Raw genomic sequence first — 25,342 nt, forward strand, 5'->3', positions numbered from 1 at the left:
TAGATGCTTCAACCTCCCTCCGTACTAGTGCAGCGCCTGAACGATTCTCTCCGATATCCGGTCATAACCTAGTGCATTAGGGTGAAAATGATCCGAAGAAAGGTACTGCTTCAGGTTAAACTCAAACAAATCGTAGGTAGGGACAACCGTCGCGTTGCCATCCGCCTCAGCGAGGTCGTGAGCGAATTCATTCCACTTCGCCACCACCTCGCTGGCCGGCCTCATAGCCGGTAAATCATAAAAAGCGTTATACAATCCAACATAGATAATCCGTGCCGTCGGATTTAACTTCCTAACTTTGTGAAATACGGTTTCTAGACTTGGTTTCGCCTCCGGCATCCGCTCTAATAGCAGCTTCGGCGATAAATCCCCGCCCTCGGCCATCGAACCGCCGTTCTGGGCGATCCGGAACAGGTCGTTGCCGCCGATTGTCATAAGAATAATATCAGCCTTGCCTATGGAATTCTTATAACCGCTTTCATCCAGACGTTTCACCAGTAGATCCGCTCTCAGCCCGTTAATCGCCAAGTTATTAACTAAGTAGACAGGCTTGTCCATTTCTTTGGATAAACGGTCGACCACACGCGCGACGTAACCTTCTCCCGTTGAATCGCCTGTTCCTTTGGTCAGCGAGTCCCCAAGCGATGTGACGTATAATTCCGCTTTATCGCTCCAGTTCCCTCCGGTTGCCACCTCAGGCTTGGAAGCTTCCGGCAGGGAAAGCCCATCCTTTGGAAACCAAGTGTCCTTCAAAGCCCAAGCAAACCCCGTAACCATAATAAGCAAACATATAAATGTCGTTAATCCTAATATTCGCCACAGCCAGGAAGACGATTTCATGCGATTCCCCCTATTCCCGATTACTCCGGCAGCCAAGCCGGATTTTTCCTGCTGTGTTCCACGATAACGGTTCTGACGACAATTTTCAAATCGGTTGGCTAAGAAAAACCGGAAGCTTTGCCAGCTTCGCCTCCAGTCCTTTTACTTTTGGCGGATATCCGCAATAAAGCAATCGTACCCCTGAACTCCTTTATAATCTAAGGGGATCGACCGTTCTGACATTATTCCTGCCTGCAGTTGTTCGCGAAAGGTACCATTATCCCTTCGTGTCAGAAGGAGAATAGGACCACCGCAGCCTTCCCTACCTCCTTTCCGCGAAACATACCAGTATCCCTGCCGATCAGGCGGAGAACCCTTGTTCATGCTCTTGAAAACAAACCCGGAACGTCGAAATTTTATCGAGCTAATTGCGATGTTCAAGAAGCCCAGCAGCCGCTGTTGGTCGGCGGATCCCTCGACGAGCGAGATGAACCTAAGCAGGTCAAAATCAAACAACCGGATCTCAGCCATGTGAATAACGCGTCGAGAGTGCTTTGAACCTAATAAAGCGGAATGTGACCGGGTGGCTGAACTTTACGTTTCATGGCATCGGAGTCAAACATCTGCAGGCCTAATTAGACGAGTTTTGTTTCCGGTTGAACTTAAAACTCCCCCATGCCCCGGTCTTCAGCCACCTGCTCCATCGGTGTGCTGCGACGCTAACTTTGACTTACAAAAAACTAACCAGCAGCAGACCGGTTCTCACCGTTCCTTGGGTTGTCTGGGAAAGCAAACGAAGTGGAAAAGAAAATATCTCAGCCGTGCGTGGTATCACGGAATCCGTTGATTGCAACTCAATTCTGAAGTAAGGGGATAATGGTACGATTTCTCCGAAATGGCACGGAAATGAGGGGTCGATTTTTCTATTTCTCTGACGCTTCGGGATAATGGTACATATGAAGAAAAAACCTACAACGCCTAGATGTCCATAAAACTTAACCTTTCTCAAAAGAAAACCGTCCGGTCAGCTTAATCGCAGCTGACCGGACGGTTTCATCATCTTAAATCCCTTATAAGTTAAGCGGATAAAAACCGGTACTGCGCATCGACCAAATTCCGATAATGGCCGGGGCGTTTCATCAATTCCTCGTGACTGCCCTGATCGACGATCTCCCCATGATCTAGAACGACAATACAATCTGCGTGACGGATCGTTGACAATCGATGGGCAACGATGAAGGAGGTACGACCCTGAAGTAAAGTAGCGAGTGCTTCTTGGATGCGCAGCTCCGTTTCCGTATCGATGCTGGCAGTCGCTTCATCAAGCACCAGAATACGCGGATTGGCGAGCAACGCTCGGGCGAAGGACAAAAGCTGACGTTGGCCGACCGAGAGCGCATTTCCCCGTTCTTCGACTTCCGTATCGTATCCGTTAGGCAAATCCACGATAAAATCGTGCGCCCTTACCGACCGCGCGGCAGCTTCGATTTCCGCATCGGAGGCGCCGGGACGTCCATATCGGATATTTTCCCTGATCGTACCCGAGAAAATAAACGTATCCTGCAACACGATGCCGATTTGGGAACGCAGGCTTTCGATCGTTACGTCTCTTACGTCGATACCGTCCAGAAGCACACGCCCTTCTACCGTGTCGTAAAACCGGCAAAGCAGGCTAACGATGGTGCTTTTGCCCGAGCCGGTGTGGCCGACCAATGCAACCGACAAACCCGCTTTCACGTCGAGATTGATGCCGCGAAGCGCTTGGCGGTCCGTTTCGTAGCCGAAGGAGACGCCTTCCAGTTTTACGTGCCCTTGCAGTTCGGGCATTTCGATGGCGTTGTCTTTCTCAGGAACGGCCGGCTTCTCATCCATGAATTCGAATATCCGCTCCGAAGAGGACATGGAGATCAACAGCTGCGAATACATGTTTCCAAGCCTCGTAATCGGCTCCCAGAAGCTTCCTACGTAAGTAATAAACGCAACTAGAGTACCGACGGTCATCGCATCTGATTTAATCAGATAAGCCCCGTATAAAAGCAGGATCAGCGTCCCGACGGCGGAAGTGATTTCAATGACGGGGCCGAACAATTGGTTAAGCGCCGAAGCCCTGTTCCAAGAACGGATATTGCTTTTATTCATTCCGTCGAAATATCCGATATTTTCCTTCTCTTGCGCGAATGCCTGCGTCACCCTAATACCCTGTATGCTTTCGTTAAGATGGGCGTTAATCCGGGATTGCTTAATCCGGACGGTTTGCCATGCGAAACGAATTTTTTTGCGCAGCGCGGAAGAGACAAAGAACATTAAAGGCACCGTAATCATAATCGCGAGGCCTAGCTTAGGCTCCATGACTAAGAGAATAATCGTAATCCCGAACAATTGAACGATGTCGATAACCGCGTTGATGACCCCGTTCGTGAACATATCCTGCAAGGAGTTAACGTCATTCGTTACCCTTACAAGCACGGATCCTGCCGGACGTTTGTCGAAAAACCGAAACGACAGCGATTGGATGTGGCGAAATAACGCCGCCCTTAAGTCGAAGATGACCTTCTGGCCGATTTCGTTCGTTTTTTGAATCGTATACTGCTGGGCCCACCATCGCATACCGTACATAAGCAGCATCGCGACGACCAAACCGGTCAGCAAGGATACGCTGCTATTGCCATTCTCCGGATGAATGGCACGGTCAATGGCCATGCTCATCAGGAAAGGAATGGCCAGCCGGGATAACATCCCGAACACCGTCATGACGAACATGACCCGGGTGACGCTCGCCTTATACGGCTTAATGTACGCGAACAGCCGTCCGATCTGCTTCCAGTTAAAAGGCTTTTCAATCAATTCGTCATCTTGATAGACAAAATTGCGGCTCATCCCGTCACCCGTCTTTCTGCTGCGCTTGCCGACTCGCTTACGGCATCATCCAATTCGTCTGGACGGTCCGCATACTGAATGCGGTACGTTTCGCGGTACAAGCCTGGCTGTCGAACGAGCTTCTCATGAGTACCCCGCTGGATCGTATGTCCCCGATCGAGAACGATGATCTCATCGGCGTGCCGTAAAGTCGATATTCGATGGGCGATCATGAATACGGTGCGTCCCGCCATAACCGACCGGATGGCGGTTTGGATTTCGTGCTCCGTCTCCATGTCCAGCGCGCTGGTCGCATCATCGAGAATCAGGATTTTCGGTTTGCTAAGCAAGGCGCGCGCAATCGCTATCCGCTGCTTCTGACCGCCGGAGAGCCCCATTCCCCGCTCGCCTACTATCGTCTCATAGCCGAGCGGAAGTTCGCGGATAAATCCATCCGCCTGCGCTAATCGCGCGGCCTCTTCGATGTCCTCCGCGCTTGCGTCCGGACAACCGTAGCTTATGTTCTCTTTAATCGTCGTAGAGAACAGGAACGACTCCTGGAAGACGATAGCCGTTTGGCGTCGCAGGCTTGCTAATTCGATATGACGAACATCTACGCCGTCCAGCGTGAGCGATCCCTCGCCCACATCATACGCTCGCATCAGCAACCCTATTGCCGTCGATTTCCCGGATCCCGTACCTCCCAGCAAGCCGATAACCGAGCCTGCCGGCGCATCCAGATTGAATCCTAGAAGCGCGGAAGGCAGATCGTCCCGGTTCGTATATCGAAAGCTGATGTCTTCGAAACGAATATGGCCTTTCACGGCCTCTTCATCCAGGACAAGGCTGTCCTTTGTATTTTTCACCGAAATCGGTTGATTAAGGAGCTCCAATAGACGCTCGCCCGATGCTTTGGATTGCGTATAGTTATTGATTTGAAACCCCAACGTCCATAGGGGGGCGACGATCAAGCCAAGCATACCCGAAAGCGCGACCAAATCTCCCAAAGACAATGATCCGTTGATGACGCGCCAACCGCCGGCAAACAGCAATGCGGCAACGCTCAAATTCGCGATAAATTCGATCATCGGGAAGTATTTGGCCCAGACGCCTGCCAGTTGAAGATGATTATCGCGATAATCCACGTTTTCCTTAACGAATTTCTTGATCTCGAAAGGCTCGCGGGCAAACGATTTAACCGTTCTCACGCCCGTTATGTTCTCTTGCACTCGCACGGTCAATCGACCGACCGCAGAGCGGATGGAACGGAATACGGGATGGATATTTTGCTCGAAACGGATCGCGATGTAACCGAGTACAGGGATAATCGCCAATGTCATCAGCGTAAGCTTCCAATCGATGAAAAACATCATCGTAAATCCGAACACGAGCAAAAATGCGGTGTTAAGCAATTGGGCGAATCCAAAGCCGATAAAATTGCGGATACCCTCGATATCGGCGGTTAGCCGCGACATTAGGTCGCCAGTTCGAGCCGTGTCATAATAGGAGAAGGATAATTGCTGGAGCTTCTCGTAGCATCCATTACGCAGCCGATAGGCAAGACGATTGCCCAATCGACTCCCGCTAAAACCGTGAACGTACTGAAAAGCCGCTTTTACGAAAATAATACCGACCGCGGCTAACGACAATCCGAGCACGCCTCCGAATTCACCTGGAATAATCATGTCGTCGATCAACGTCTTGAGAAGCAGCGGGTACACCAATCCAAGCGCTGTCGCGACCGCGAGTCCAGCCACGGAGCCCCAAAGAAAACCTTTGTCTTGCCAATAATACGCCTTCAATGCCCGAAAAATATCCAAAAATGGTCCTCCCTTTCTCTGCTTTCTACGGCAGTGTAGCGCAATAGAAAGTACCCGGCAACAACGCTATACGGTCCAAATCGACCCTCCAACGGAAGCTACGGACTTGAAGATGACTCATTCAACGTATTTCTCCGATATCGTCGCAAATCGTGCCATATATCCCCTGGTTTGCGTGTTTATTAAAGGGATTCAAAGACAAATAAAGAAAAGGCCTTCTCCCGCCCGTAAGACGATGGGAAAAAGCCTTTTTTGAATGTTATTGCTTGATTTTCCGCCATTGCTCTTGCAAATCCGTCAATAATCGTTCTTCCCCGGGCTCACTTAACGATTGGCTCATGCTGAGAGCAAATGCAGCGAGCTGTTCCGACCAGACGAGGGAAGCAGAACGGATCTTATCCAGAAGTGCTGTCTCCGTTGTCTCTTCCCACTGTTGCTGCAATGTCGCCAGCTCGCTGTCCATCTCCCGGAACAGCATGCCGTTAAGCTCTTCCCTAAGCGCCGTCGCTCCTTCTTTCTCGAAGAAATGTTTCGGAGAGCGGAACGCGCTCCAAAGCTGCTTAGAATCGAAGCGAGGTCCGTTTGCGAACATTTCAGGCAAGGGCAGCTCCACGACAACTCGTTCGGTTGGCTCCGGCGTAAACCCTTCGCGCTCCATCTCGGACAAGCCGGATAAGGATTGAAGAGCTTTCTCCGCCATCTGGTAGATCGTGCCTTCCAAGCGCAAGCCGGCAGCGCGAAGCTCCTGTAGCAAATCCTCGCTGAGCGAGCGTTTTAGATCTTCTCCGCAAGCTTGCAGCAATTTTTTCAGATCGCGACCGTCGTCTTGCAGCACGGATGGATGAAATGCAGCTTGAAAATGGTCCTTGAATCTGAATTTAAGCCTTTGACGCAAATGATAGAGCTGCTCGCCGATTTCCTGATGGAGAGGTTGCAAAGCCGCTGCAGGCGCATTCTCGGCGCTTTCGGCTCTCCACCGTTGCGCTTGCTCGCTCAGCCTCCGGGCTTTCGCATCTCTTGTTGCCGCATCCGCGTTAGCCGATTGCAGCCAGCTGTCGAGCAGCTTGTCGACCCGATCTAATTCCTTATGAGCGGCTGCTAGCGCGAGTCCCCCGAGCTCTTCTTCGGAGAAGGAACGAAAACGATTCTCGAACTCGGCAATGCCGGACGCCTGAAGCGATTCAGAGCTGTGTCTGAGCTTCGCCTCAAGACCAAGCAGGCTAGATACCGCGAACAGCCTTGGCTTTCGGATGCCGTGCTTGAGCAATTGCGCGCCAACGTGTTCCCGGACCGATTCCAATTCGGCATCGGAGGCAGCGAGATCGGCGGCGTTAATGACGAAAAACATTTTATCCAGCTCGAATACGTCCTTCACGCTTCCTAGCTGATTCAAAAACTCCCGATCGGCTTCCGTAAACGCGTGATTGTAATAGGTCACGAACAGGACGGCGTCGGCGTTCTTAATATATTGGAAAGCAACGCCCGTATGGCGGGCATTGATGGAGTCGGCTCCCGGCGTATCCACGAGCACGGCACCGCTGCGGGTAATCGGGGAATCAACGAACAAATCGATTTCCGCGACAAAACAAGAGGCTTGTTCCTCTGCAGCGAATCGGCGGTACTCCTCTTCCCCCACCGTCAACCGTTTTCCCAGCATAGCCCCGTATTCGTTCCACCCTTTCGCTGCCGCCGTCAGGAAAGCGAGATGCGGCCTTCCGCGCGGATGCAGATCATTTGCGGATATGGGATTCTTAAGCGATAGCAGCAGCGAAATGTCCGATCCGGCTTCCGCCATTGACTCCTTGCTGACGCCGATGCGTTTAAGAGAATGACGGATATCATCCGCAAAATCGCTCGGCGATTTCATCGTTACGAATGCGGTACCGTCAACTTGATCTCCGGAAGGCGCAACGATCCGGTTAATCGTTGCCGTTGTCGGGTTGGGAGATACCGGCAATACGGGCTTGCCAACGAGTGCGTTGGCGAAGGAGGATTTACCCGCGCTGAACGCTCCGAATAACGCGATCGTAAAGCTTCTTTTCTTGAAACGCTCCGCTTTCGCTTGCAAGCTCTCCGCCACGGTCCGCAATGCCGGTACCTTCGACAATAGAGCTGCAGAACGCTCCAGCATGTCTGCAGCCCCTCGAGGAGCGCCAAGGAGGTGCGGCTGCTCTTCGCTTGACGGGATCGTTTGCTGGGATAACTTCTCTAAGGATTGTTCCGATAAGGCTTGTTGCTGTTGATGTCGTTGTTGCAATAATGCTTCTGCCGAAATGTTATTGATCTGATTCTCGGTTAAATTTTCGGCGGAAGGGAGTTCGAATCCGGAATGATTGGTTTTGGGGAGCAGCGAGAGCAGCCTTTGCTCTTCGGCTTGCTCTTCCTCTTCAAGCTTCGCAATTGCCTTTGCAGCTTCGTCCTTCTTCGATAGCTCTGCTAACTGTGCTTGCAGAGCTTCGGCCTGCCCTTCAAGCTCAGGCTGACTTCTTTGTTGAAGCTCGTCTATCCAATGGAGCGCAGACTTACGGTACAAAGACTTCAGCTCCGCGCTAATCTCGGTCGAATAGTTTAACGTCGCCTGGCCGTCGGCACCGGCACCTGGTTTAACTAGCTTCTGCAGCCAATCCGCTGTTACCGGCTTAAATGCGGCAGTCATAGACAATTCCAACTGCTCGTCATCCCACCCGGTTTCTTCGGCTTCTTCGCGAAGCAGCTCCTTCAGATGACCGGTCACATGCGTGGACACTTGCCGGTTAAAGTCGTCCGCGAGCCGTTCGAGCCGTGCCATTCTCTCCGCTTCCGTCTTAGACGCACTAGCTAACCAGCCCACCTTGAAGCTCGTCTGAAGCGCCGCCAATACTGCGCTCGCTTTATCACGTGTTTCCGCGGGCGTCAGATTGGCATTTTGCAGCAATTTGTCCAGATCCGATCTTACGCGTTGCCTGCGCTTGTCGCCGGCCGATTGGACGTCGGAAAGACTTTGTTCTAATGAGCTTCTCAAGGATGCCCGTTGATCGGCTTCACCGTTCTCGCCAAGCTTATTAATAAGCAACTCTCTTTGCTCTTGATTCCGGGCATGCAAAGTATCGCGATATTGCTCGGCCAGGTGAATGGCGGAACGCTCCGCGCTTCTTAGCATTAAAGGTGCAGCTAACGGTTGAAGTGCTCGGAACAGATGAATCAATGACTCCCACTGGGATAACGGGTGGTTCGGATCCCTGAGAGATAAAAAAAGGGTTCCCGCAGGTTGGATATCCCAATTGCCCAAAGCTTGCGCAAGGCTTTCCCGGAAAGCCGTAAAAGCGATCTGGTCCTCACGGTGCTTATCGATTTGGTTTACGATAAGATAGGTCGGCTTGCCCCATCTCGCCATGCTGCGCAGAAAACGGAAGTTCACCTCGGATTGCACGTGGTTATAATCCGTAACGTAGAAGACGACGTCCGCTAGATGAAGCGCGGATTCCGTAGCCGCTCGGTGGGCACCGTCGGTTGAATCGACGCCGGGCGTATCTACGATGGCCATCCGATCTCCGAGCAGCGGAATGGGATAGGACACTTGGATCGAAGTGACGCCTTCTCCGTCGACCGCAAACTCATGAAGCTGTTCGACCGGAATATGGCGGGCCGGATGGATCGTTCCGTTGGAATCTCGGAAAATCGTTACCGCCGAAGGCTCTCCATTAATGATGGTCACCACGTTGGCGCTGGTCGGGATCGGAGATGCCGGCAGCAGCGTTGTCCCGCATATCGCATTCACCAAGGTCGATTTACCCGCCGAGAAATGACCGCAGAACGCGACTGTCAAGCGGCCTGTAGCGAGCTTGTCGTACAGCTCCCGGAGTTTCTCGGATTGGATGACGTCTCCCTGATCGGAAGCTCTGGCGGACATCTGTTCAAGAGAAAATCTGAAATCGGAAATATCGGATGATAGCTGGGCAAGGTTTGGATCAATTGTGTTAATTTGACTCACGAGGTAACGCTCCTTTTCTTCAATGCCGCTTTCATGCGGGTTTTGCCTTCTTTACAATGCTCCAGTAACGGACATACCTCGCACTTGGGATTTTGCGCTTTGCAATGATATCGCCCGAAAAAAATAAGCCGATGGTGCGTCATCGTCCACTCTTCCCGCGGAACTTTGCGCATCAGCTTCTTTTCGACTTCTAGAACGGAATCGTCGGCTTTCGCTATGCCAAGTCTCTTGGATACGCGTTCCACATGGGTGTCAACGGCAATCGCAGGCACGTCGAAAGCGTTGGATACGACGACGTTCGCCGTCTTTCGTCCGACTCCGGGCAGCTCCGTCAACTGCTCGTGTTCGCGAGGTATTTCTCCGCCATACTTATCGATGATCATTCGGCACAGCTTCTGAATGTTCGCCGCTTTGTTGCGAAATAGTCCGATTCGGCGAATGTCATTTTCCAGTTCTTCCTGCGGTACGTTTAAATAGTCCTGCGGCGTGCGATATTTATCGAATAAAGAAGCCGTTACCTTATTGACGGTTTCATCCGTGCATTGCGCGGACAGCAGGACGGCTATAGTTAGTTCAAATGGGTTGCGGTGGTTCAGCTCGCATCTGGCGTCGGGAAACATCTCGGCCATCGTGTCGAGGACGTGTCTTATCGTGGCAGCGTTCATGGGATCTCCTTCTTAAAAAGAAATTCATAACAAGTTTACCGGAAGAATGGTTTTGCGGCAACAAGGGGCGTTTGAGGGGGAGTTCTAAGTGCCGGTAGAGTGAATTGAAAAGTTAGCAGGGACGAGGGTATCTCCTTCCAGCCGCATCCTGTCCGCCCATTGCCTTGATGAGATTATAAGGTGGCAATGGGCTCCCAGAGGCGGACGTAAACTCTTACAGGAGATACCCTCTTACCCTCTTTTTCTTTTCTATTCCCTCCATTTAAACGAACGTCCCACCTCGCTTTCGCGTGCGGTAAAACATAACAAAATCGAGATTTACAGTTTAACCTTGTCCTATCCGATTAAACATCCCATAACAAACACAAATCCCATACTCGCTTCTACTCGTTAATTTCGAGCTACAACGCCTTGTCAAGTTCCTACATTAGTCTCCATCGATATAAACGAGCAAACAACTACCCTTCCATGCTCTCAGTAACTAAATACCTCTATTTGCCAACGTGCTTTGTACATCAGCGCGATTTGTTCAGCCGGTAACACCCATCAAATCGCTTCAAATCACGAAAGATGACCACACGGTGACGTTTCACCGAACGACACTGTGGCGTGCCCAGTTGACAGGTCAGAACCCGGAGGGCAGATGAATCATGGACGACTTGGCGGCGTAGCGAGCGCGGCTTTTCTAGATGAATATTGTCACGAAGTCTTATGACAAAGGATTGTCCCTCTGTTTTGTAACGATCCAAACGTTCTATTTTGCCGTAAGCCCGATCCATGACCATAATAAAGAAATTTTCGAGCCCTATCCTCATAACCAATCGTTTGGACAACGAGCGCGACTTCTTCAGGCGTTAATACGGATTGAAGGATAGATGGAACCGTGATAGACTTTTTCATGGAGTTGTCACCTTTCGGTTGATTTGTAGGGGTACAAACGATTTTACCGAGTTGACGACTCTTTTTCTACCATTTAGTGGTTAATCGACAGGCCTGGTAGAATGGTTTTACACGTTAGGTCGGCTTATAGTCAAAGCCGTTACGAATTTATAAACTGAACGTCAGAGAATAGGCGGGAAGAAATGAAAAATGGAAGTATTATGAATAAACAAGAGAGAATTGAAACAGTCTTTTTATATGGAGTTTTCATTTGTTACCTACTTTTTTTATTTAAATTATTGTTCTTATCAAGAGTTTCACTTTTGGATTTGTTAAATAATCAAAGGACTTTAGATAGGTCAATCAATCTCATTCCTTTTAATAGTATAAAGGAATATATATTTAGCAACTCTGCCACTATAAAAAATTTCGCTTTTGCTAATGTGGTTGGCAATATAGTTATCTTTATTCCTCTTGGCACATATTTGTCATTATTCAAAAACGATAAAAGAGTAATAACCAATCTGCAATTTATATTCATAGTGAGTTTATTTATTGAAATCATTCAGGGGCTTTTAGGCGTTGGAGCATCAGACATTGATGACATAATTTTAAATTGTTTGGGTGGATTAGTTGGTATTTTAGGGTATAAGTTTTTATTGTTTATATTACGAGATGAGAAAAAAGTACGTACTGCAATCACAATACTATCAGCAATAGGATTACTTGTTTTATTATATTTATTATTTGTGGTGAGATTGCGCCTCTGAATATCTTTATTGCATATGCAAGATGATACCCTACATAAAAGGAACGGTCTTATGACAAAGGATTGTCCATCTGCTAATATTCTTACTTTAATCGATAAAGGAAAGAGGGGATACATCCCCGCAAAAACCATAATCGATAGAAACAGTAAAGAAGCTGCCCATATGTCACTTATGGGACAGCTCCGTTCGTGTAGGATTACTTTTACTTGTCGATTACTTAGCGATTTCGACTACTTTGCCGCGGAGGACGTACAACGTAATGGCGTCGTCATTCTGCAAGTTCGTTAGGTTAATCGCAGTCGTTCCTTTGTGGATGTATACGTTTGAGCTCAAAGAGTAATAATTATTCGTTTCTCCCAGCGTCTCGATCTTCACATACAATAGCTGAGCCGAGTTGTCGTAACGCCAGAATATTTTGCTTAACGCAGGAATAATCGTAATGACCACGCGATCGTTCTCATCATTGCGGATTTCGACGCGATCGTCGGACTTTACGGATGACAGCGAACCTAGAACGGTACCGTCACGAACAACGAGCGGAGTAGCGCCAACCGCTTTCGTTTCGACCGCTCCCGACGAGGTGACGATATCGAGCGAAGCACTTGCCGTATTGACGGATGATACTTTACCGAATGTAGTAGAGACTGCCTTAACCTTGGTAGGCGAATTTCCTTGGAATGTGACATTAATGATGATGCCCGCGCTGAGCGCATTCAAGGTAATCGTCGAGCCGTTTTCATTTTGCAGGCTTATAGACGGGGCAATTGTCCACTCTTCAAAAACTCCGTCGGCGCGTTTGGCGCGAAGCTTGTTAGTGGCCGTATCTACGGATGCGACTTCGAATTGGGCGTTTTTCTGTACGAGTATGGAAGCCGCCTGATCTTGGTTTGCACTCAAGATTACGGTTACTACATTCCCGACCAGGATGTCGGAATAGGTTTTGCCGGTCTGTCCATAGATTTCAACAGACGGATTATTGTAAGTAATCGGAATGGTGTTCGTTGCGTCCAAAGCTAATTTGAGCGTTTTGGTAGTTACATTGTTCTCGGTAACCGTACCCGAGTATTTGGAAACGATGGAGATGACAAACGCGTTCTCGCCGCTATAGCCAACGTTTAACTTTTTGCCAGTTGCCGTGATGAGCGGAAGCGCCGCTTCCGGCGTCAACTTGGCACCATTCAAGTCGTATCGAACGTTACTGCCAAGGAAGAGGTTGCGTGCTTTTCCCGTGGCATCAATTAGGGAAAGGGTTTTAGTACCCGCAACGTAACCCGCAACTATTGCACCATTCAGCATTTGAACCGAACGGGCTGTAACCGTAATTAGAGTTACGTTCTCGTTCTCGTCAAGCGATAAAGTAACGGCATCGTCCTTGTAGAGATCATCGAAAGTAGCGTCGGGTAGCCCGGTGATGCTCACTTTCGTATTATCTAAAAAGTAAGCGACTTTGGGTTTATTGTCTTGTTTATACAGAATCGTTTTTTCCGTTTTACTGATCGACATGAACAATCCGGTCACTGACGGCTTTTCTGTCTTGGTAATAACGATGCTCGACACCGAACCCGTTTTAACCTCATAGGAGATCGTATCGCCAACCTTCAATTGGTCAAGCGCCAGGTTAGCTCCGTTTTGTTTGATTGTTGCATTGGCAGCCACAATGAAACTATCCGTCTTGCCGGTAACCGAGTCTTTGACCTGAAGGGACCGAGTTGCCGTGTCCCACGCAGCCACAGCGCCGCTTCCGGTCTTATTGATTACGGATTGTTTGACCGATACGGCCACGATCTTCCCATCCGCCCTTACGGTGTCCACGGTCAGCTTGACATCTACGTTTACGGGGAGATTAGCCAATGTGATCGTTTGACCATTCGTGTCCGTAATCGAAGGAAGATGCGCCGGGTCGTAGGTAAATGTCTTGTATTCATCATCAATTAGCACGGTTAATCTATTCTTCGATTCTGAAACGAGCGTTAAAGTACCTTCGTAAGTTTTTACTTTAGGCGTATCGCTCGTTTGTTCGACATAGAGAATGCTGCCATCGCTTTTGTTGATCAGATTAACTTCGCCAAATAGTCTTAAGTTAGCCAATGACGACACTTTTTCGGAATCAAATCGATAGATGGATGATGTCGGAGTAAACGTATAATCCTTCATGACACCGTCCGAGTGGAGCAAAGTGAGCTTATCTGCCGTAATAGCCAACAGAACTCCGGATACTTGACCAGAGTAAGCCACGGGAAGGTTGACTTCCGCACGGCTGAACAATGTAGAGGCCGTGGCGCGTGTTACTACGCTCTGCGGCTCGAATTTCTTATCCGTAACGCCTTTCATAAGTCCAGAAGATATTGCTACGTTCACATATCCTCTTAGTTTGGCATCGATTTGTGAGTCATCGCTAAAGGAAGTAGCTTGCGAGGCCGATTGCTTGGCATCGGCGTCTTTACCGATCGCACGAACGAGAAGTCGCGTCATCCATTCCCGCGTAGCCGGGCTGCTCCCCCATTGCTTGCCCGTTTCTTTGTTGGCGAGCGCTACTTCCTCGTCTACGACCAACAATTTCTTCTTAAGCGCTAAATTCAAATAATGCTTGTAATCATTCTTGATAACAAGCACGGAAGGAATAACGATAACGTCGGTAGGGCTGGCTTCAGTGTCGATGCCCATAAACCGGAGGGCGATAATGACCGCTTCCTGTCGGCTAACGGAGTTGTTCGGATTAAACTTCCCATCCGTTCCTCCTTTCAAAATTCCTTGCAGAGCCAGCTTATTTATATGCTTCTCTGCCCAATGTCCCGCAACGACGTCACTGAATCGCGTTGATGCGGCGGACACGGATGTGGTTGTCCATGATACCCCCGTCCAAATAAGTGATACTGCCATCATTCCGGAAATCCATTTCGATAAACGCGTCTTCATCGCCGCACTGTCCCCTCTCCCTAAATACACACATACCGGCCCCCCAGAGAGGGCCGGATTTCTTAAAATAATTTCAACTGCTGCTTAATGCCAGTTGCAATAGCTTGGGCGACCCGATTCTGAAAATCGTCCGTCCATAATTTAGGATCATCGATCTTGCTCGACAAGTATCCTGATTCAAGCAATACCGCGGGCATCTTTGTTTCCCTGGTGACTGCGAGGCTCTTCTGGCGTACGCCGTTATCCTTAAGCCCTGTCGCTTGAATAAGCAGAGAATGCATTAGGGTAGCGAACTCTTTGCTATCGGCGCGAGTGTAATAGGTTTCCGTTCCGTTGGTCGCCGACGTATAGCTATTGGCGTGTACCGATACGAACAAATCCGCAGCAAGAGAATTCGCTAGATTATATCGATCGGCAAGGGTCGGATAAGTATCCCCTTGACGGGTAAGCACGAGCTTTATCCGCTCATCCGTAGCTAGCAAGGCTTGTACCTTCAGTACGACGGAGATATTGTAATCCTTCTCCCACTTGCCGCTTATGCTCGGGGCTCCCGGATCCGAACCTCCATGTCCAGCATCCAGAACGACCGTAAATAACGACTTATCGGGCGTTGGCTGTTTTAACGCGATTCTCAGTTCACCCGTGCCCGGATCGTTCAGTAGCTCATATCCCCACGTTTGATTCAAGTCGAGCACAACGCGCGGCGATTTCGTTACGTCTCCGAAAAGCGAATACCGAATCGACTGCAATGCGGGATGACCTGTTACTTCCAGCTTCCCTTGCGTCCCTTTGACGAAATCGGTTACCGGCGTGAAATCCGTGGCATATTGCGCATTCGGCAAATCAATGACGAGACGTTTCGGATTGTCCAGTGGGGTGACCGTAGGTACCGTCAAGCCATCGTACTTTACGACAACCGTATCCGTCTCATAACGAACCTCATGAATATTGCCCGTTATTACGGGAGTTACAGGTGGTGTAACCGGATCCGTAGGAGTTGTCGGTTCAGGAGGCACAACCGTGCCGGGATCCTTCCCGCCTCCGTCGGTATTGTTCGGATCATCGACATTGCCGATCGGGCCTTCTGTCGGAGGTTCGGTATCCGTCGTATCATCCGGGTTCGGACTGCTGGAAGAATAAAGAAAGGCCGATTTGCTTTGGTTATCCCAGAATACTTGTACATCGAGGGATTCACTGAGAAATCTGAGCGGTATAAGTATGTTGTTGGATATTGATGTTGGCGGCATAATCATCTTCTTAGGTTCGTTATCGAGGTACGCAGTCGGTTTATTTAACGTCATGACAAGCTGCTTAGAACCACTCGATACTTTAACCTGTTTTTTCTTATTGTCGTAATCGACCTTGTATCCCAGACTTGCTGTCGCGATCCGAACGGGAATCATGACAGTCTTGTCCATGACGATCGGGGCAACTTGAGGCTGCAAGGTTTTGCCGTCCAAGATGAGCTTAGGCGTTAATACTTCCGACTTAGCGGCGTGAACGATGCCCGCGCTCAGGAACAGCATGACGGAGACGACGAACAACAAGGACAACCACTTCTTCATGCTTCACCTCGATGTAAAAAAGATTTTGCCGACAACGCCGGATTATGTAATTTGCTAGCGGCTTGTCCACGTATCATTAGACGGGATTTTACATGAAAAGTTGCGAAATAGAGGAAAAAAAGACCCATAGTCCCGAATTTTGCCGATTCGGGGACAATGGGTCCTTATTTCTGCCTTTTTCAACTATGCAATAGACTCGTTATTACGCACTAACTCCAGCAGCAGCACGTTTCGCTTCATAGGCGGTAATCGCGGCTTCATGCTTAAGCGTGAGTCCGATATCGTCCAACCCTTGAAGCAAAAACTGACGGCGATGCTCGTCTAACTCGAACGGAATGCTTAAGCCAGCATCATCGGAAAGAACTTTATTTTCCAAATCGACCTTAAGCGTATATCCTTCTTTCGCATTCGTGCGTTCAAATAAGTCGTCCACTTGCTCTTCGCTGAGCTTGATCGGCAAAATGCCGTTCTTAAAGCAGTTGTTGTAGAAAATATCCGCGAACGAAGGAGCGATAATGCAACGGAAGCCGTAGTCCAGAATTGCCCAAGGAGCATGCTCGCGTGAGGAGCCACAGCCGAAGTTCGCGCGGGAAAGCAAGACGGAAGCGCCTTGATAACGCGGCTTGTTCAGGTTGAAGTCGGGAATAACGTTCCCTTGCTCGTCCCATCTCCATTCGAAGAATAGATACTGGCCGAACCCGCTCCGCTCGATTCTTTTCAGAAATTGCTTAGGAATAATAGCATCCGTATCTACGTTAACCCGGTCAACCGGGGCGACAAGACCATTTAACTGTACAAAAGGTTCCATTGATTTTCCTCCTCTTACGCCTTCACTTCGGACTTGAATTCCCATGTGCGAACATCGACGAAACGGCCTTGAACCGCCGCTGCCGCTGCCATTTCCGGCGACACGAGATGCGTGCGTCCACCGCGGCCTTGACGGCCTTCAAAGTTGCGGTTCGATGTGGATGCGCAGCGTTGGCCCGGCTTAAGAACGTCGGGGTTCATCGCCAAACACATGCTGCAGCCTGCGTCGCGCCATTCGAATCCCGCTTCCGTAAACACTTTGTCTAGGCCTTCTTTTTCCGCCTGGATTTTAACGCGTCCGGAGCCCGGAACGACGATAGCCGTAACGTTAGGGCTGACTTTATGACCGCGGGCAACGGAAGCCGCCGCTCTCAAATCCTCGATGCGGCCATTCGTACACGAACCGATAAATACATAGTCGATCGTAATGTCCGTCATTGGCGTGCCTGGTTTAAGATCCATATACTCTAGCGCGCTGGCCGCCGCTTTGCGCTCGTTTTCCGTAGGAAGATTTTCCGGTACGGGGACGGATGAAGTAATGCCTGTTCCCATTCCCGGGCTTGTGCCCCAAGTGACTTGCGGGATGAGGGAATCCACGTCGAAGTCGATAACCGAATCGTATTCGGCGCCTTCGTCCGTGCACAATGCTTTCCACTGCTCAACGGCTGCGTCGAACGCAGCACCCTGAGGAGCATACTCGCGGCCGCGCAAGTAATCGAAGGTCGTCAGGTCCGGCGCGATCAATCCCGCGCGAGCGCCCGCTTCGATGGACATGTTGCAGACGGTCATCCGCTCTTCCATCGTGAGCGCGCGAATCGCTTCTCCCGTGTACTCCATAACGTAACCTGTTCCGAAATCCGTGCCGTACTTAGCGATCAAACCGAGAATCATGTCTTTAGCCGTAATGCCCGGTTGGCGTTTGCCGTTGAAGCGAATAACCATCGTCTTCGCTTTCGATTGCTGCAAGCATTGCGTCGCGAGCACGTGCTCGACCTCGCTCGTTCCGATTCCGAAAGCCAAAGCTCCGAAAGCGCCGTGCGTGGAAGTGTGGCTGTCGCCGCAAACGATCGTTTTGCCCGGGTGCGTTAAGCCTAGCTCCGGTCCCATGACGTGTACGACGCCTTGGTCGATCGTGTTCAAATCGTACAGCTTCACGCCGAATTCCTGGCAGTTGGTCGTTAGCGTATCAACCTGCTGCTTGGAGATCGGATCGGAAATGTTGAAGCGGTCTTTCGTAGGAACGTTGTGATCCATCGTTGCGAATGTCAGGTCGGGACGTCTTACTTTACGTCCGGACAAGCGCAAGCCTTCGAATGCTTGCGGTGAAGTTACTTCATGCACCAGGTGCAGGTCGATGTAAAGGATGCTTGGCTTTCCCTCTTCAGCGACGATGACGTGGTTGTTCCAAATTTTCTCGAACATCGTTTGTTTACTCATGTCTCTGTTCACCTCGATAGGTCTTCTTTTAGCTGTCCCTATCTTAACATTTATTCTTTCATTGTTCCAAGATATAATATCTATAAGGTTAATAGTTCCAGACTATGAGGAAGAGGTGTAAAACTTATGGAATTTCGCCAGCTTCTATATACGATTCAAATCGCAACGGAACGCAATTTCTCCCGTGCCGCCGAGAAACTGCACATTGCTCAGCCGTCGCTCAGCCAACAATTATCCAAACTTGAGAAGGAATTAGGCGTACTCCTGTTCAAGAGAAGCACGAATTCGGTAGAGCTCACTTACGCAGGATCCGTCTTCGTAGAAAAAGCGCAGCAGATCGTCGATATGACGGATCAATTGCGGCGCGAGATGGAGGATATCGCAGATATGCGCAAAGGCCGTCTGGTCGTCGGCAGCTTGCCGATGACGGGATCCCATGTGTTGCCGCACGTACTGCCCGCCTTTCGCGAAGCTTATCCGAATATTGAAATCGTCCTCATCGAAGAATCGACTAAGCGATTGGAGCAGTTGACCGCAAGCGGCGGAACGGACGTCAGCTTGCTGTCGCTGCCGCTCGTCGAGCCAACGCTCGCTTATTTGCCGGTGATCGAAGAAGAAATATGCCTAGCCGTTCCTCCCGATCACCCGCTCGCCGCACCCGAATATAAAAATGCGGTCATCCCCATCTCTGGACTGAAAGATGAACCGTTCGTGATGTTGAAGAAAGGACAGGGCTTTAGAGCCATCGCGCATGATCTGTGCCAATCCGCCGGGTTCGAGCCGCGGGTCGTATTCGAGAGCGGGAATATTGAGACGGTCCAATCGCTTGTCGCCGCCGGTATGGGCATTGCCTTCTTGCCGAAGATGGTAACCCGCAACGATTGGCAAGTTCGCGCCCCCGTTTATTTGACGCTTGAAGGGAAGCCGACCCGAACGCTCGTTATCGCCTATCGTAAAGGACGTTATCTGTCTAACGCAGCAGAAGCTTTTATTTCTACTTTCCGTGAAACCGTCGCCCATTTAAGCAAATAATCGCAATTTATTCGTATATCGTCGGCCTGCGATCCGCGAAGACGGGAATGCGGCCTCTCACTTCGTCGACTAAAGCAAGGTCGATTTCGGCAGAGAGGATCGCTTCCTCTTCCCCTGCTTCGGCCACAACCTCTCCCCACGGGTTAATTACCATCGAATGGCCGAAGAAGCTGGTTCCTCCGCTGTCGCCGACCGTGTTGCACGAGACGACGAACATTTGGTTCTCGATCGCGCGGGCTTGCAGCAGCGTCCGCCAATGATGGAGACGGGGATGCGGCCATTCGGCGGGCACGAACAAAATTTTGGCGCCATCAAGCGCCAGCTTGCGGGCTAGCTCCGGGAAACGGATGTCATAGCAGATCATGACTGCCGCCGGTATTCCATTGAGGTCAAACGATCCGAGTCGATCGCCCGCTTGCAAGTGCAAATGCTCGTTCATAAGCTGAAAAAGATGGATTTTGCTGTATTCGCTGACTTCGGCGCCGTCCCGATCAAAGACGTGAACGGTATTCGTTACCGTTTCTCCGCGCAGCTGCGCGATTGAGCCCGCTAACACGCCAATGCCGTGTTTCCTGCAAAAGGCAGAAATCACTTCCTTAGTTCGCAATCCGTCCGGATCGGCTAAGGAATGGATTTCCGGTAAGGCGTATCCCGTGTTCCACATTTCCGGAAAAACGATTAAATCGGGTTTAGGCGATTGAGCCGCAGCTTCCTCCAAACGCGCTTCGATTTTCGCGAAATTGGCTTCAGGTTTGCCCGCCTCTATATTCATCTGTATCAGTGCGAGACGCAAAGGGGTTGCCATAACAATCCACTCCTACGATTTATGTGTTTCTATGGTAATCATGGTACTCCATCAACCGCTGCACATCAACATTAGCCTTATTTTTCACAATTCCGACCCAATAACCCCGAATTTTCGTGAATCGTCCGTTTCATCCGTTGCCGAGTCCGATTCAATATGCTACATTCATCCTATCCTACGTATGACGGAGCGTGACGATTTAGCATGTCCTTTACCATTACTCCCGCCAAACGGCTTCAAACGTTACCCGAACAATTTTTCGCCGCATTAGTCGCCAAAGCGAACGCTCGCGCCGCTACAGGCCGCGATGTCATTAACTTAGGCCAAGGAAATCCCGATTTGCCGACGCCTTCCTCGATTGTCGAGCGGATGAAGAGTGCCGCTGAAAACCCTAAATACCACAAATATCCGCCTTTTCGCGGATTTCCTTTCTTGAAAGAAGCCGCCGCCCGGCGTTATAAGGAAGATTACGGCGTAGATCTGAACCCGGAAACGGAGGTAGCCGTCCTGTTCGGCGGCAAGTCCGGGCTAATCGAAATTAGCCAATGCTTGCTGAACCCCGGCGATGTATGTCTTGTTCCGAATCCGGGCTATCCCGATTATTGGTCCGGCGTCGCGCTTGCCGGAGCGGAAATGGCGTTCATGCCGCTTAAGGAAAAGAACGATTTTCTTCCGGATTACGCGTCTTTGACGCCGGAAGAGCTCAATCGGGCTAAGCTTATGTTTCTCAACTACCCGAACAATCCCACTTCCGCAACGGCGACACCGGAATTCTATGAACAGACGGTTGCTTTGGCGAAGAAAAACGGAATTGTCGTCGCCAGCGATTTCGCTTACGGAGCCATCGGTTTTGACGGCAAACGTCCGATCAGCTTTCTGGAAACCCCGGGCGCCAAAGAAGTAGGCGTCGAGTTCTATACGCTGTCCAAAACCTACAATATGGCCGGATGGCGCGTCGGATTCGCGTTAGGAAACCCTGAGATTATCGAGTTGATCAATCTGATTCAAGATCATATGTACTGCAGCTTGTTCGGGGGCATACAGGAAGCGGCCGCGGAAGCCTTAACCGGTTCCCAGGCCTCTGTCCGCGAACTCGTTGCCATATACGAAAGCAGAAGGAATGCGCTTTACGACGCATTGGCCGAGATCGGTTGGAAAGCGAAGAAACCATCAGGATCCTTTTTCTGCTGGTTGCCTGTACCCGCGGGATACACCTCCATGTCCTTTGCCGATTTACTGCTCGAGCAGGCGGACGTCGTCGTAGCTCCCGGATCCGGTTTCGGCGCCAACGGAGAAGGTTACGTTAGACTCGGCTTGCTAACGACAGAGGATCGATTGCGGGAAGTCGCCGCAAGAATAGGAAGATTAGGACTGTTCTAAGCGTGCCCCGACACGCCGTTCGTTCCTTTACAAGCCTTATAGCGCATGGTATTCTTAGGATAATTCGTCGCCGATCGGAATTCGGCGCAGCCATATGAACGCATTGAAGGGAAACGAAGCGGATCCGGACACGACCAGAGAGTAAATTTCCAGGCTGAGAAAATTTACCTTGTCCCCCGTCTCCCCCATCCCCGAGCGGACGGCGATGAGCCGTACAGTGCCTGCTGTTATCAGGCTCTTAAGAGGACGGATGCCTCTACCATTAAGGCGCCGTCAATGAAGGTGGTACCGCGGAAGTTATACTTTCGTCCTTTGCGAGGGCGAAAGTTTTTTTTATGGCTTGATAAGGGGTTGAGTTCTATGGGTAAACGCATCGTAGTTAAGATTGGAAGCAGCTCTATCGCTTCGGAAGAAGGAGGCCTTAACCGGCAAAACGTTCGTTTTTTCGCCGATGAAATCGCCTCGTTGCACGCCTTGGGTTATCAGGTGCTTCTCGTTACTTCGGGAGCGATCGCAACCGGCTTTCGCCGCCTTGGCTACACGACTAGGCCAAAGCTCGTGCATGAGAAACAAGCAGCGGCTGCCGTCGGTCAGGCCTTATTAATGGAAGCCTACCAGGAAGCTTTTGCGAACCATGAAGTCGCGATCGCACAGCTATTGCTGACTCGTCCAGATTTCAGCAATCGCAGCCGAGCGCAAAATGCGCAACGTACGATTGATGAGTTGCTGAAGCAGCGCGCGGTTCCAATTATTAACGAGAACGATACCGTCGCCGTCGACGAGATCAAATTCGGCGACAATGACTCCTTATCCGCGTTAGTCGCCAACCTGGTTAAAGCGGACGGTCTGTATATTCTGACCGACATGGACGGCGTCTACACCGGCGATCCGCGCAAAGTGCCTGACGCCGTTCGCATCGAACGCGTGGAAATTCTGTCCGACGAGTTATACCGAGTTGCGGGCGGTGCCGGTTCTTCCGTCGGTACCGGGGGTATGCGATCCAAGATCGAAGCGGCGCGCATCGCCATGCAAGGCGGAGTTCCCTTATTCGTCGGCAGAGTTTCGAAAGCCGGTGATCTTCGGTCCGCTGTCGACGGAACTGGCAAAGGCACTTATTTCGCTTCCTCCCTTCATTCGATATCAGCGAAGAAGCATTGGGTCGGTTTTCTGTCCGTCCCGCAGGGTCGAATCGTTGTTGACGCAGGAGCTGAAGAAGCTTTATTAAACAAAGGACGCAGCTTGCTGCCCGCGGGCATTACAGCTGCCGAAGGCGAGTTTCACCCGGGTGACGTGGTGGAGGTCGTGAATAAGGAAGGTCGAGTATTAGGCCGCGGCGTAACTCATTACGCGGCTTGGCAAATTACGGCGGTAGCCGGTTTATCCAGCGAAGAAGCGCTGCGACGGGTGGAAGTTATCCGAGTTGAAGTCATTCATCGGGATGAATGGGTTCCATCATCCATAGTCAAGGAGGCGAGTTCACATGAGTGAGGTTGTGACTAAAGCGAGCGCGGCCAAGGAAGCTGCCGCGGTACTGAACAGATTAACGACTGAAGAGAAGAACGAGGCGCTGCTTCTAATGGCCGATGCCCTTATCGTCGAGCAAGATCGGATCTTGGCCGCCAATGAAGAGGATCTCGTCCGCGGACGAGAGTTAGGAACCTCCTCTTCCCTTTTGGATCGTTTAAAGCTAACTCCTGCGCGCCTAGCGGATATTGCGGATGCGGTTAAACAAATCGTTGATTTGCCTGACCCTGTGGGCGATGTGCTTGAAACGATTCATCGGCCCAACGGCCTGTTTATCGAGAAAAAACGCGTACCGCTCGGAGTTATCGGCATGATCTACGAAGCAAGGCCTAACGTGACGGTCGATGCCGCGACATTGTGCTTAAAGACGGGCAACTCCGTTGTTCTGCGCGGAGGTTCTGCCGCTATCTCATCCAATCGAAGCATCGTATCCGTCTTGCGGGAAGCATTATCCCGTTCAGCCATTCCCGCGGATGCCCTGCAGTTGATCGAAGATTCGAACCGCAGCTCCGTCGATGAAATGCTCAAGCTCAATGGTTTGCTAGACGTCATCATTCCTAGAGGCGGCGCCTCTCTTATTCAAAATGTCGTGCAGAACGCGACCGTACCCGTCATCGAGACGGGCGCAGGCATTTGCCATACTTATGTTGATGATTCGGCCGATTATTCGATGGCTGAATCCATTGCTTTGAACGCCAAGGTACAGCGTCCTTCCGTTTGCAACTCCATGGAAACGCTGCTGCTTCACGAAACGTTCGCTCGGAAATACCTTAACGCAATCGCCGATAAATTCCAGGAAGCCCAAGTCGAGCTTAGAGGCAGCGGTATCGCTCGGGATATCGTCCCATGGATGAACACGGTGAGCGATGAAGATTACGCCACGGAATACAATGACTATATTTTGAACATTAAAGTAGTGAAGGATTTAGATGAAGCATTGAACCACATCCATCGTTTCGGTACGAAGCATTCGGAATGCATAGTGACGGAAACGGACGCGCATGCCGAACGTTTCCTTCAAGAAGTCGATGCGGCGGCCGTTTACCACAACGCCTCTACCCGCTTCACGGACGGATTCGAATTCGGCTTCGGCGCAGAAATCGGCATCAGCACGCAGAAGCTGCATGCGCGGGGTCCAATGGGGCTTCCCGCTTTAACTTCGACGAAATACCGGGTTGTCGGCTCGGGTCAAATCAGATCATAGGAGCGTGCAACGCATGGTCGGTACCACAACCTCTTCCCTTGGGGAAGTTACTCTTTGTTTCTACGGCGCAGGATCAATTGCGGAAGCGATATTGCGCGGCCTAGTTGAAGCTAAACTTAAGGATCCTAAGCATATTACCGTCGTGAATCGGCAAAATGCAGAAAGGCTGCTGCAGCTTGAGCAGCAATACGGGGTTGTCCCGGCGACGACGGATGAGTTGAAGAACTCTGCTTTATCCAATGCCGATATCGTAATTCTAGGTATGAAGCCAAAGGATTCCGCAAACGCGATTAAAGCATTAAAACCTTTATTGCGTCCGGAACAGCTCATAATTTCCGTTATCGCAGGCTTATCCATTTCCACGATTCATCAATTGCTCGACCGCCGGCAGCCGGTTGTCCGTACGATGCCGAATACATCCAGCACGATTGGCCTAGGCGCAACCGGCATCAGCTATTCCGAATCGGTAACTTCAGAACAACGCGAGCTTGCCCTCGTTATGTTCAACGCCGTCGGGCTGACAGCGGTCGTTGACGAACCGCTAATCGAAGCCGTGAACGGTGTGTCCGGCAGCGGCCCTGCCTATGTCTATTATTTAATGGAAGCGATGATCGATGCTGGCGTTCAGTTAGGGTTGACCCCTGAAGCAGCCAAAGACCTGACCGTCCAAACCGTGCGCGGTGCCGCCGAAATGGTATTCTCTACGGGCGAGAATCCAGGCGACCTTCGTCGCAAGGTCACTTCTCCTAACGGAACGACCCAAGCCGCGATTGAGACGCTCGACCAATTCGCGTTTCAAGAAGGCATGAACAAAGCGATTGTCCGCTGTGCGGAAAGAGCCCGGGAAATGGGCGAAGCGATTCGCGCCGAAGCGATTAATTAACGGTTAATAG

General features: G+C 50.7%; 16 protein-coding genes. 6 read left to right on the forward strand and 10 right to left on the reverse strand.

Features of this window, described 5'->3' with window-relative positions:
* Positions 1-24: 24 nt before the first annotated feature.
* The 5 genes from K7P76_RS04565 to nth all read right to left on the reverse strand — a co-directional run bounded on the left by K7P76_RS04565 (position 25) and on the right by nth (position 10,130).
* Positions 25-840: a GDSL-type esterase/lipase family protein gene (locus tag K7P76_RS04565; RefSeq protein WP_232183663.1), complete on the reverse strand. Its 816-nt coding sequence runs from the start codon at positions 838-840 to the stop codon at positions 25-27.
* A 1,056-nt stretch (positions 841-1,896) separates the two neighbouring features.
* The gene (locus tag K7P76_RS04570; protein ID WP_232183665.1) at positions 1,897-3,696 is read right to left on the reverse strand and encodes an ABC transporter ATP-binding protein; all 1,800 of its coding nucleotides are present in this window, start codon (positions 3,694-3,696) and stop codon (positions 1,897-1,899) included.
* Positions 3,693-5,495: an ABC transporter ATP-binding protein gene (locus K7P76_RS04575; protein ID WP_232183667.1), complete on the reverse strand. Its 1,803-nt coding sequence runs from the start codon at positions 5,493-5,495 to the stop codon at positions 3,693-3,695. Before K7P76_RS04575 ends, K7P76_RS04570 begins: the two co-directional genes overlap by 4 nt.
* Before the next feature lie 259 nt (positions 5,496-5,754).
* Entirely contained in the window at positions 5,755-9,465 is a 3,711-nt protein-coding gene (locus K7P76_RS04580; RefSeq protein WP_232183669.1) for a dynamin family protein, read from the reverse strand.
* Positions 9,462-10,130 (reverse strand): endonuclease III, encoded by a 669-nt coding sequence (gene nth, locus K7P76_RS04585; protein ID WP_232183678.1) that lies wholly within the window; start codon positions 10,128-10,130, stop codon positions 9,462-9,464. Before nth ends, K7P76_RS04580 begins: the two co-directional genes overlap by 4 nt.
* A gap of 1,082 nt (positions 10,131-11,212) precedes the next feature.
* On the opposite strand from nth, the gene K7P76_RS04590 reads away from it, so the two are divergent.
* Positions 11,213-11,779 (forward strand): VanZ family protein, encoded by a 567-nt coding sequence (locus K7P76_RS04590; protein WP_232183687.1) that lies wholly within the window; start codon positions 11,213-11,215, stop codon positions 11,777-11,779.
* Positions 11,780-11,992: 213 nt separating this feature from the next.
* On the opposite strand, the gene K7P76_RS04595 is transcribed toward K7P76_RS04590, so the two are convergent.
* From K7P76_RS04595 to leuC, 4 genes are all read right to left on the reverse strand, one after another.
* A complete protein-coding gene (locus tag K7P76_RS04595) occupies positions 11,993-14,695 on the reverse strand; it encodes an S-layer homology domain-containing protein (RefSeq protein ID WP_232183689.1) in 2,703 nt (900 codons plus the stop codon).
* Between the two features lie 62 nt (positions 14,696-14,757).
* The gene (locus K7P76_RS04600; protein WP_232183698.1) at positions 14,758-16,260 is read right to left on the reverse strand and encodes an N-acetylmuramoyl-L-alanine amidase family protein; all 1,503 of its coding nucleotides are present in this window, start codon (positions 16,258-16,260) and stop codon (positions 14,758-14,760) included.
* Between the two features lie 202 nt (positions 16,261-16,462).
* Positions 16,463-17,068, reverse strand: coding sequence for a 3-isopropylmalate dehydratase small subunit (gene leuD, locus K7P76_RS04605; protein ID WP_232183707.1), 606 nt, complete (start codon positions 17,066-17,068; stop codon positions 16,463-16,465).
* Positions 17,069-17,082: 14 nt separating this feature from the next.
* A complete protein-coding gene (gene leuC, locus K7P76_RS04610) occupies positions 17,083-18,504 on the reverse strand; it encodes a 3-isopropylmalate dehydratase large subunit (RefSeq protein ID WP_232183709.1) in 1,422 nt (473 codons plus the stop codon).
* Between the two features lie 126 nt (positions 18,505-18,630).
* On the opposite strand from leuC, the gene K7P76_RS04615 reads away from it, so the two are divergent.
* Positions 18,631-19,536 (forward strand): LysR family transcriptional regulator, encoded by a 906-nt coding sequence (locus K7P76_RS04615; RefSeq protein ID WP_232183711.1) that lies wholly within the window; start codon positions 18,631-18,633, stop codon positions 19,534-19,536.
* A gap of 7 nt (positions 19,537-19,543) precedes the next feature.
* On the opposite strand, the gene K7P76_RS04620 is transcribed toward K7P76_RS04615, so the two are convergent.
* The gene (locus K7P76_RS04620; RefSeq protein WP_232183713.1) at positions 19,544-20,341 is read right to left on the reverse strand and encodes a carbon-nitrogen family hydrolase; all 798 of its coding nucleotides are present in this window, start codon (positions 20,339-20,341) and stop codon (positions 19,544-19,546) included.
* Between the two features lie 204 nt (positions 20,342-20,545).
* On the opposite strand from K7P76_RS04620, the gene K7P76_RS04625 reads away from it, so the two are divergent.
* The 4 genes from K7P76_RS04625 (at position 20,546) to proC (ending at position 25,332) form a co-directional block, all read left to right on the forward strand.
* Positions 20,546-21,721 (forward strand): pyridoxal phosphate-dependent aminotransferase, encoded by a 1,176-nt coding sequence (locus K7P76_RS04625; protein WP_232183715.1) that lies wholly within the window; start codon positions 20,546-20,548, stop codon positions 21,719-21,721.
* Between the two features lie 360 nt (positions 21,722-22,081).
* Positions 22,082-23,209, forward strand: coding sequence for a glutamate 5-kinase (gene proB / locus K7P76_RS04630; protein WP_232183716.1), 1,128 nt, complete (start codon positions 22,082-22,084; stop codon positions 23,207-23,209).
* Complete coding sequence (locus K7P76_RS04635; protein ID WP_232183717.1) at positions 23,202-24,449, forward strand: glutamate-5-semialdehyde dehydrogenase; 1,248 nt, start codon at positions 23,202-23,204, stop codon at positions 24,447-24,449. The genes proB and K7P76_RS04635 overlap by 8 nt, the downstream gene beginning before the upstream one ends.
* Before the next feature lie 13 nt (positions 24,450-24,462).
* Positions 24,463-25,332, forward strand: coding sequence for a pyrroline-5-carboxylate reductase (gene proC / locus K7P76_RS04640; protein WP_232183719.1), 870 nt, complete (start codon positions 24,463-24,465; stop codon positions 25,330-25,332).
* Positions 25,333-25,342 lie beyond the last annotated feature (10 nt).

Origin of the sequence: Cohnella silvisoli, from assembly GCF_021190915.1 — a bacterium.
Lineage (GTDB): Bacteria > Bacillota > Bacilli > Paenibacillales > Paenibacillaceae > Cohnella > Cohnella silvisoli.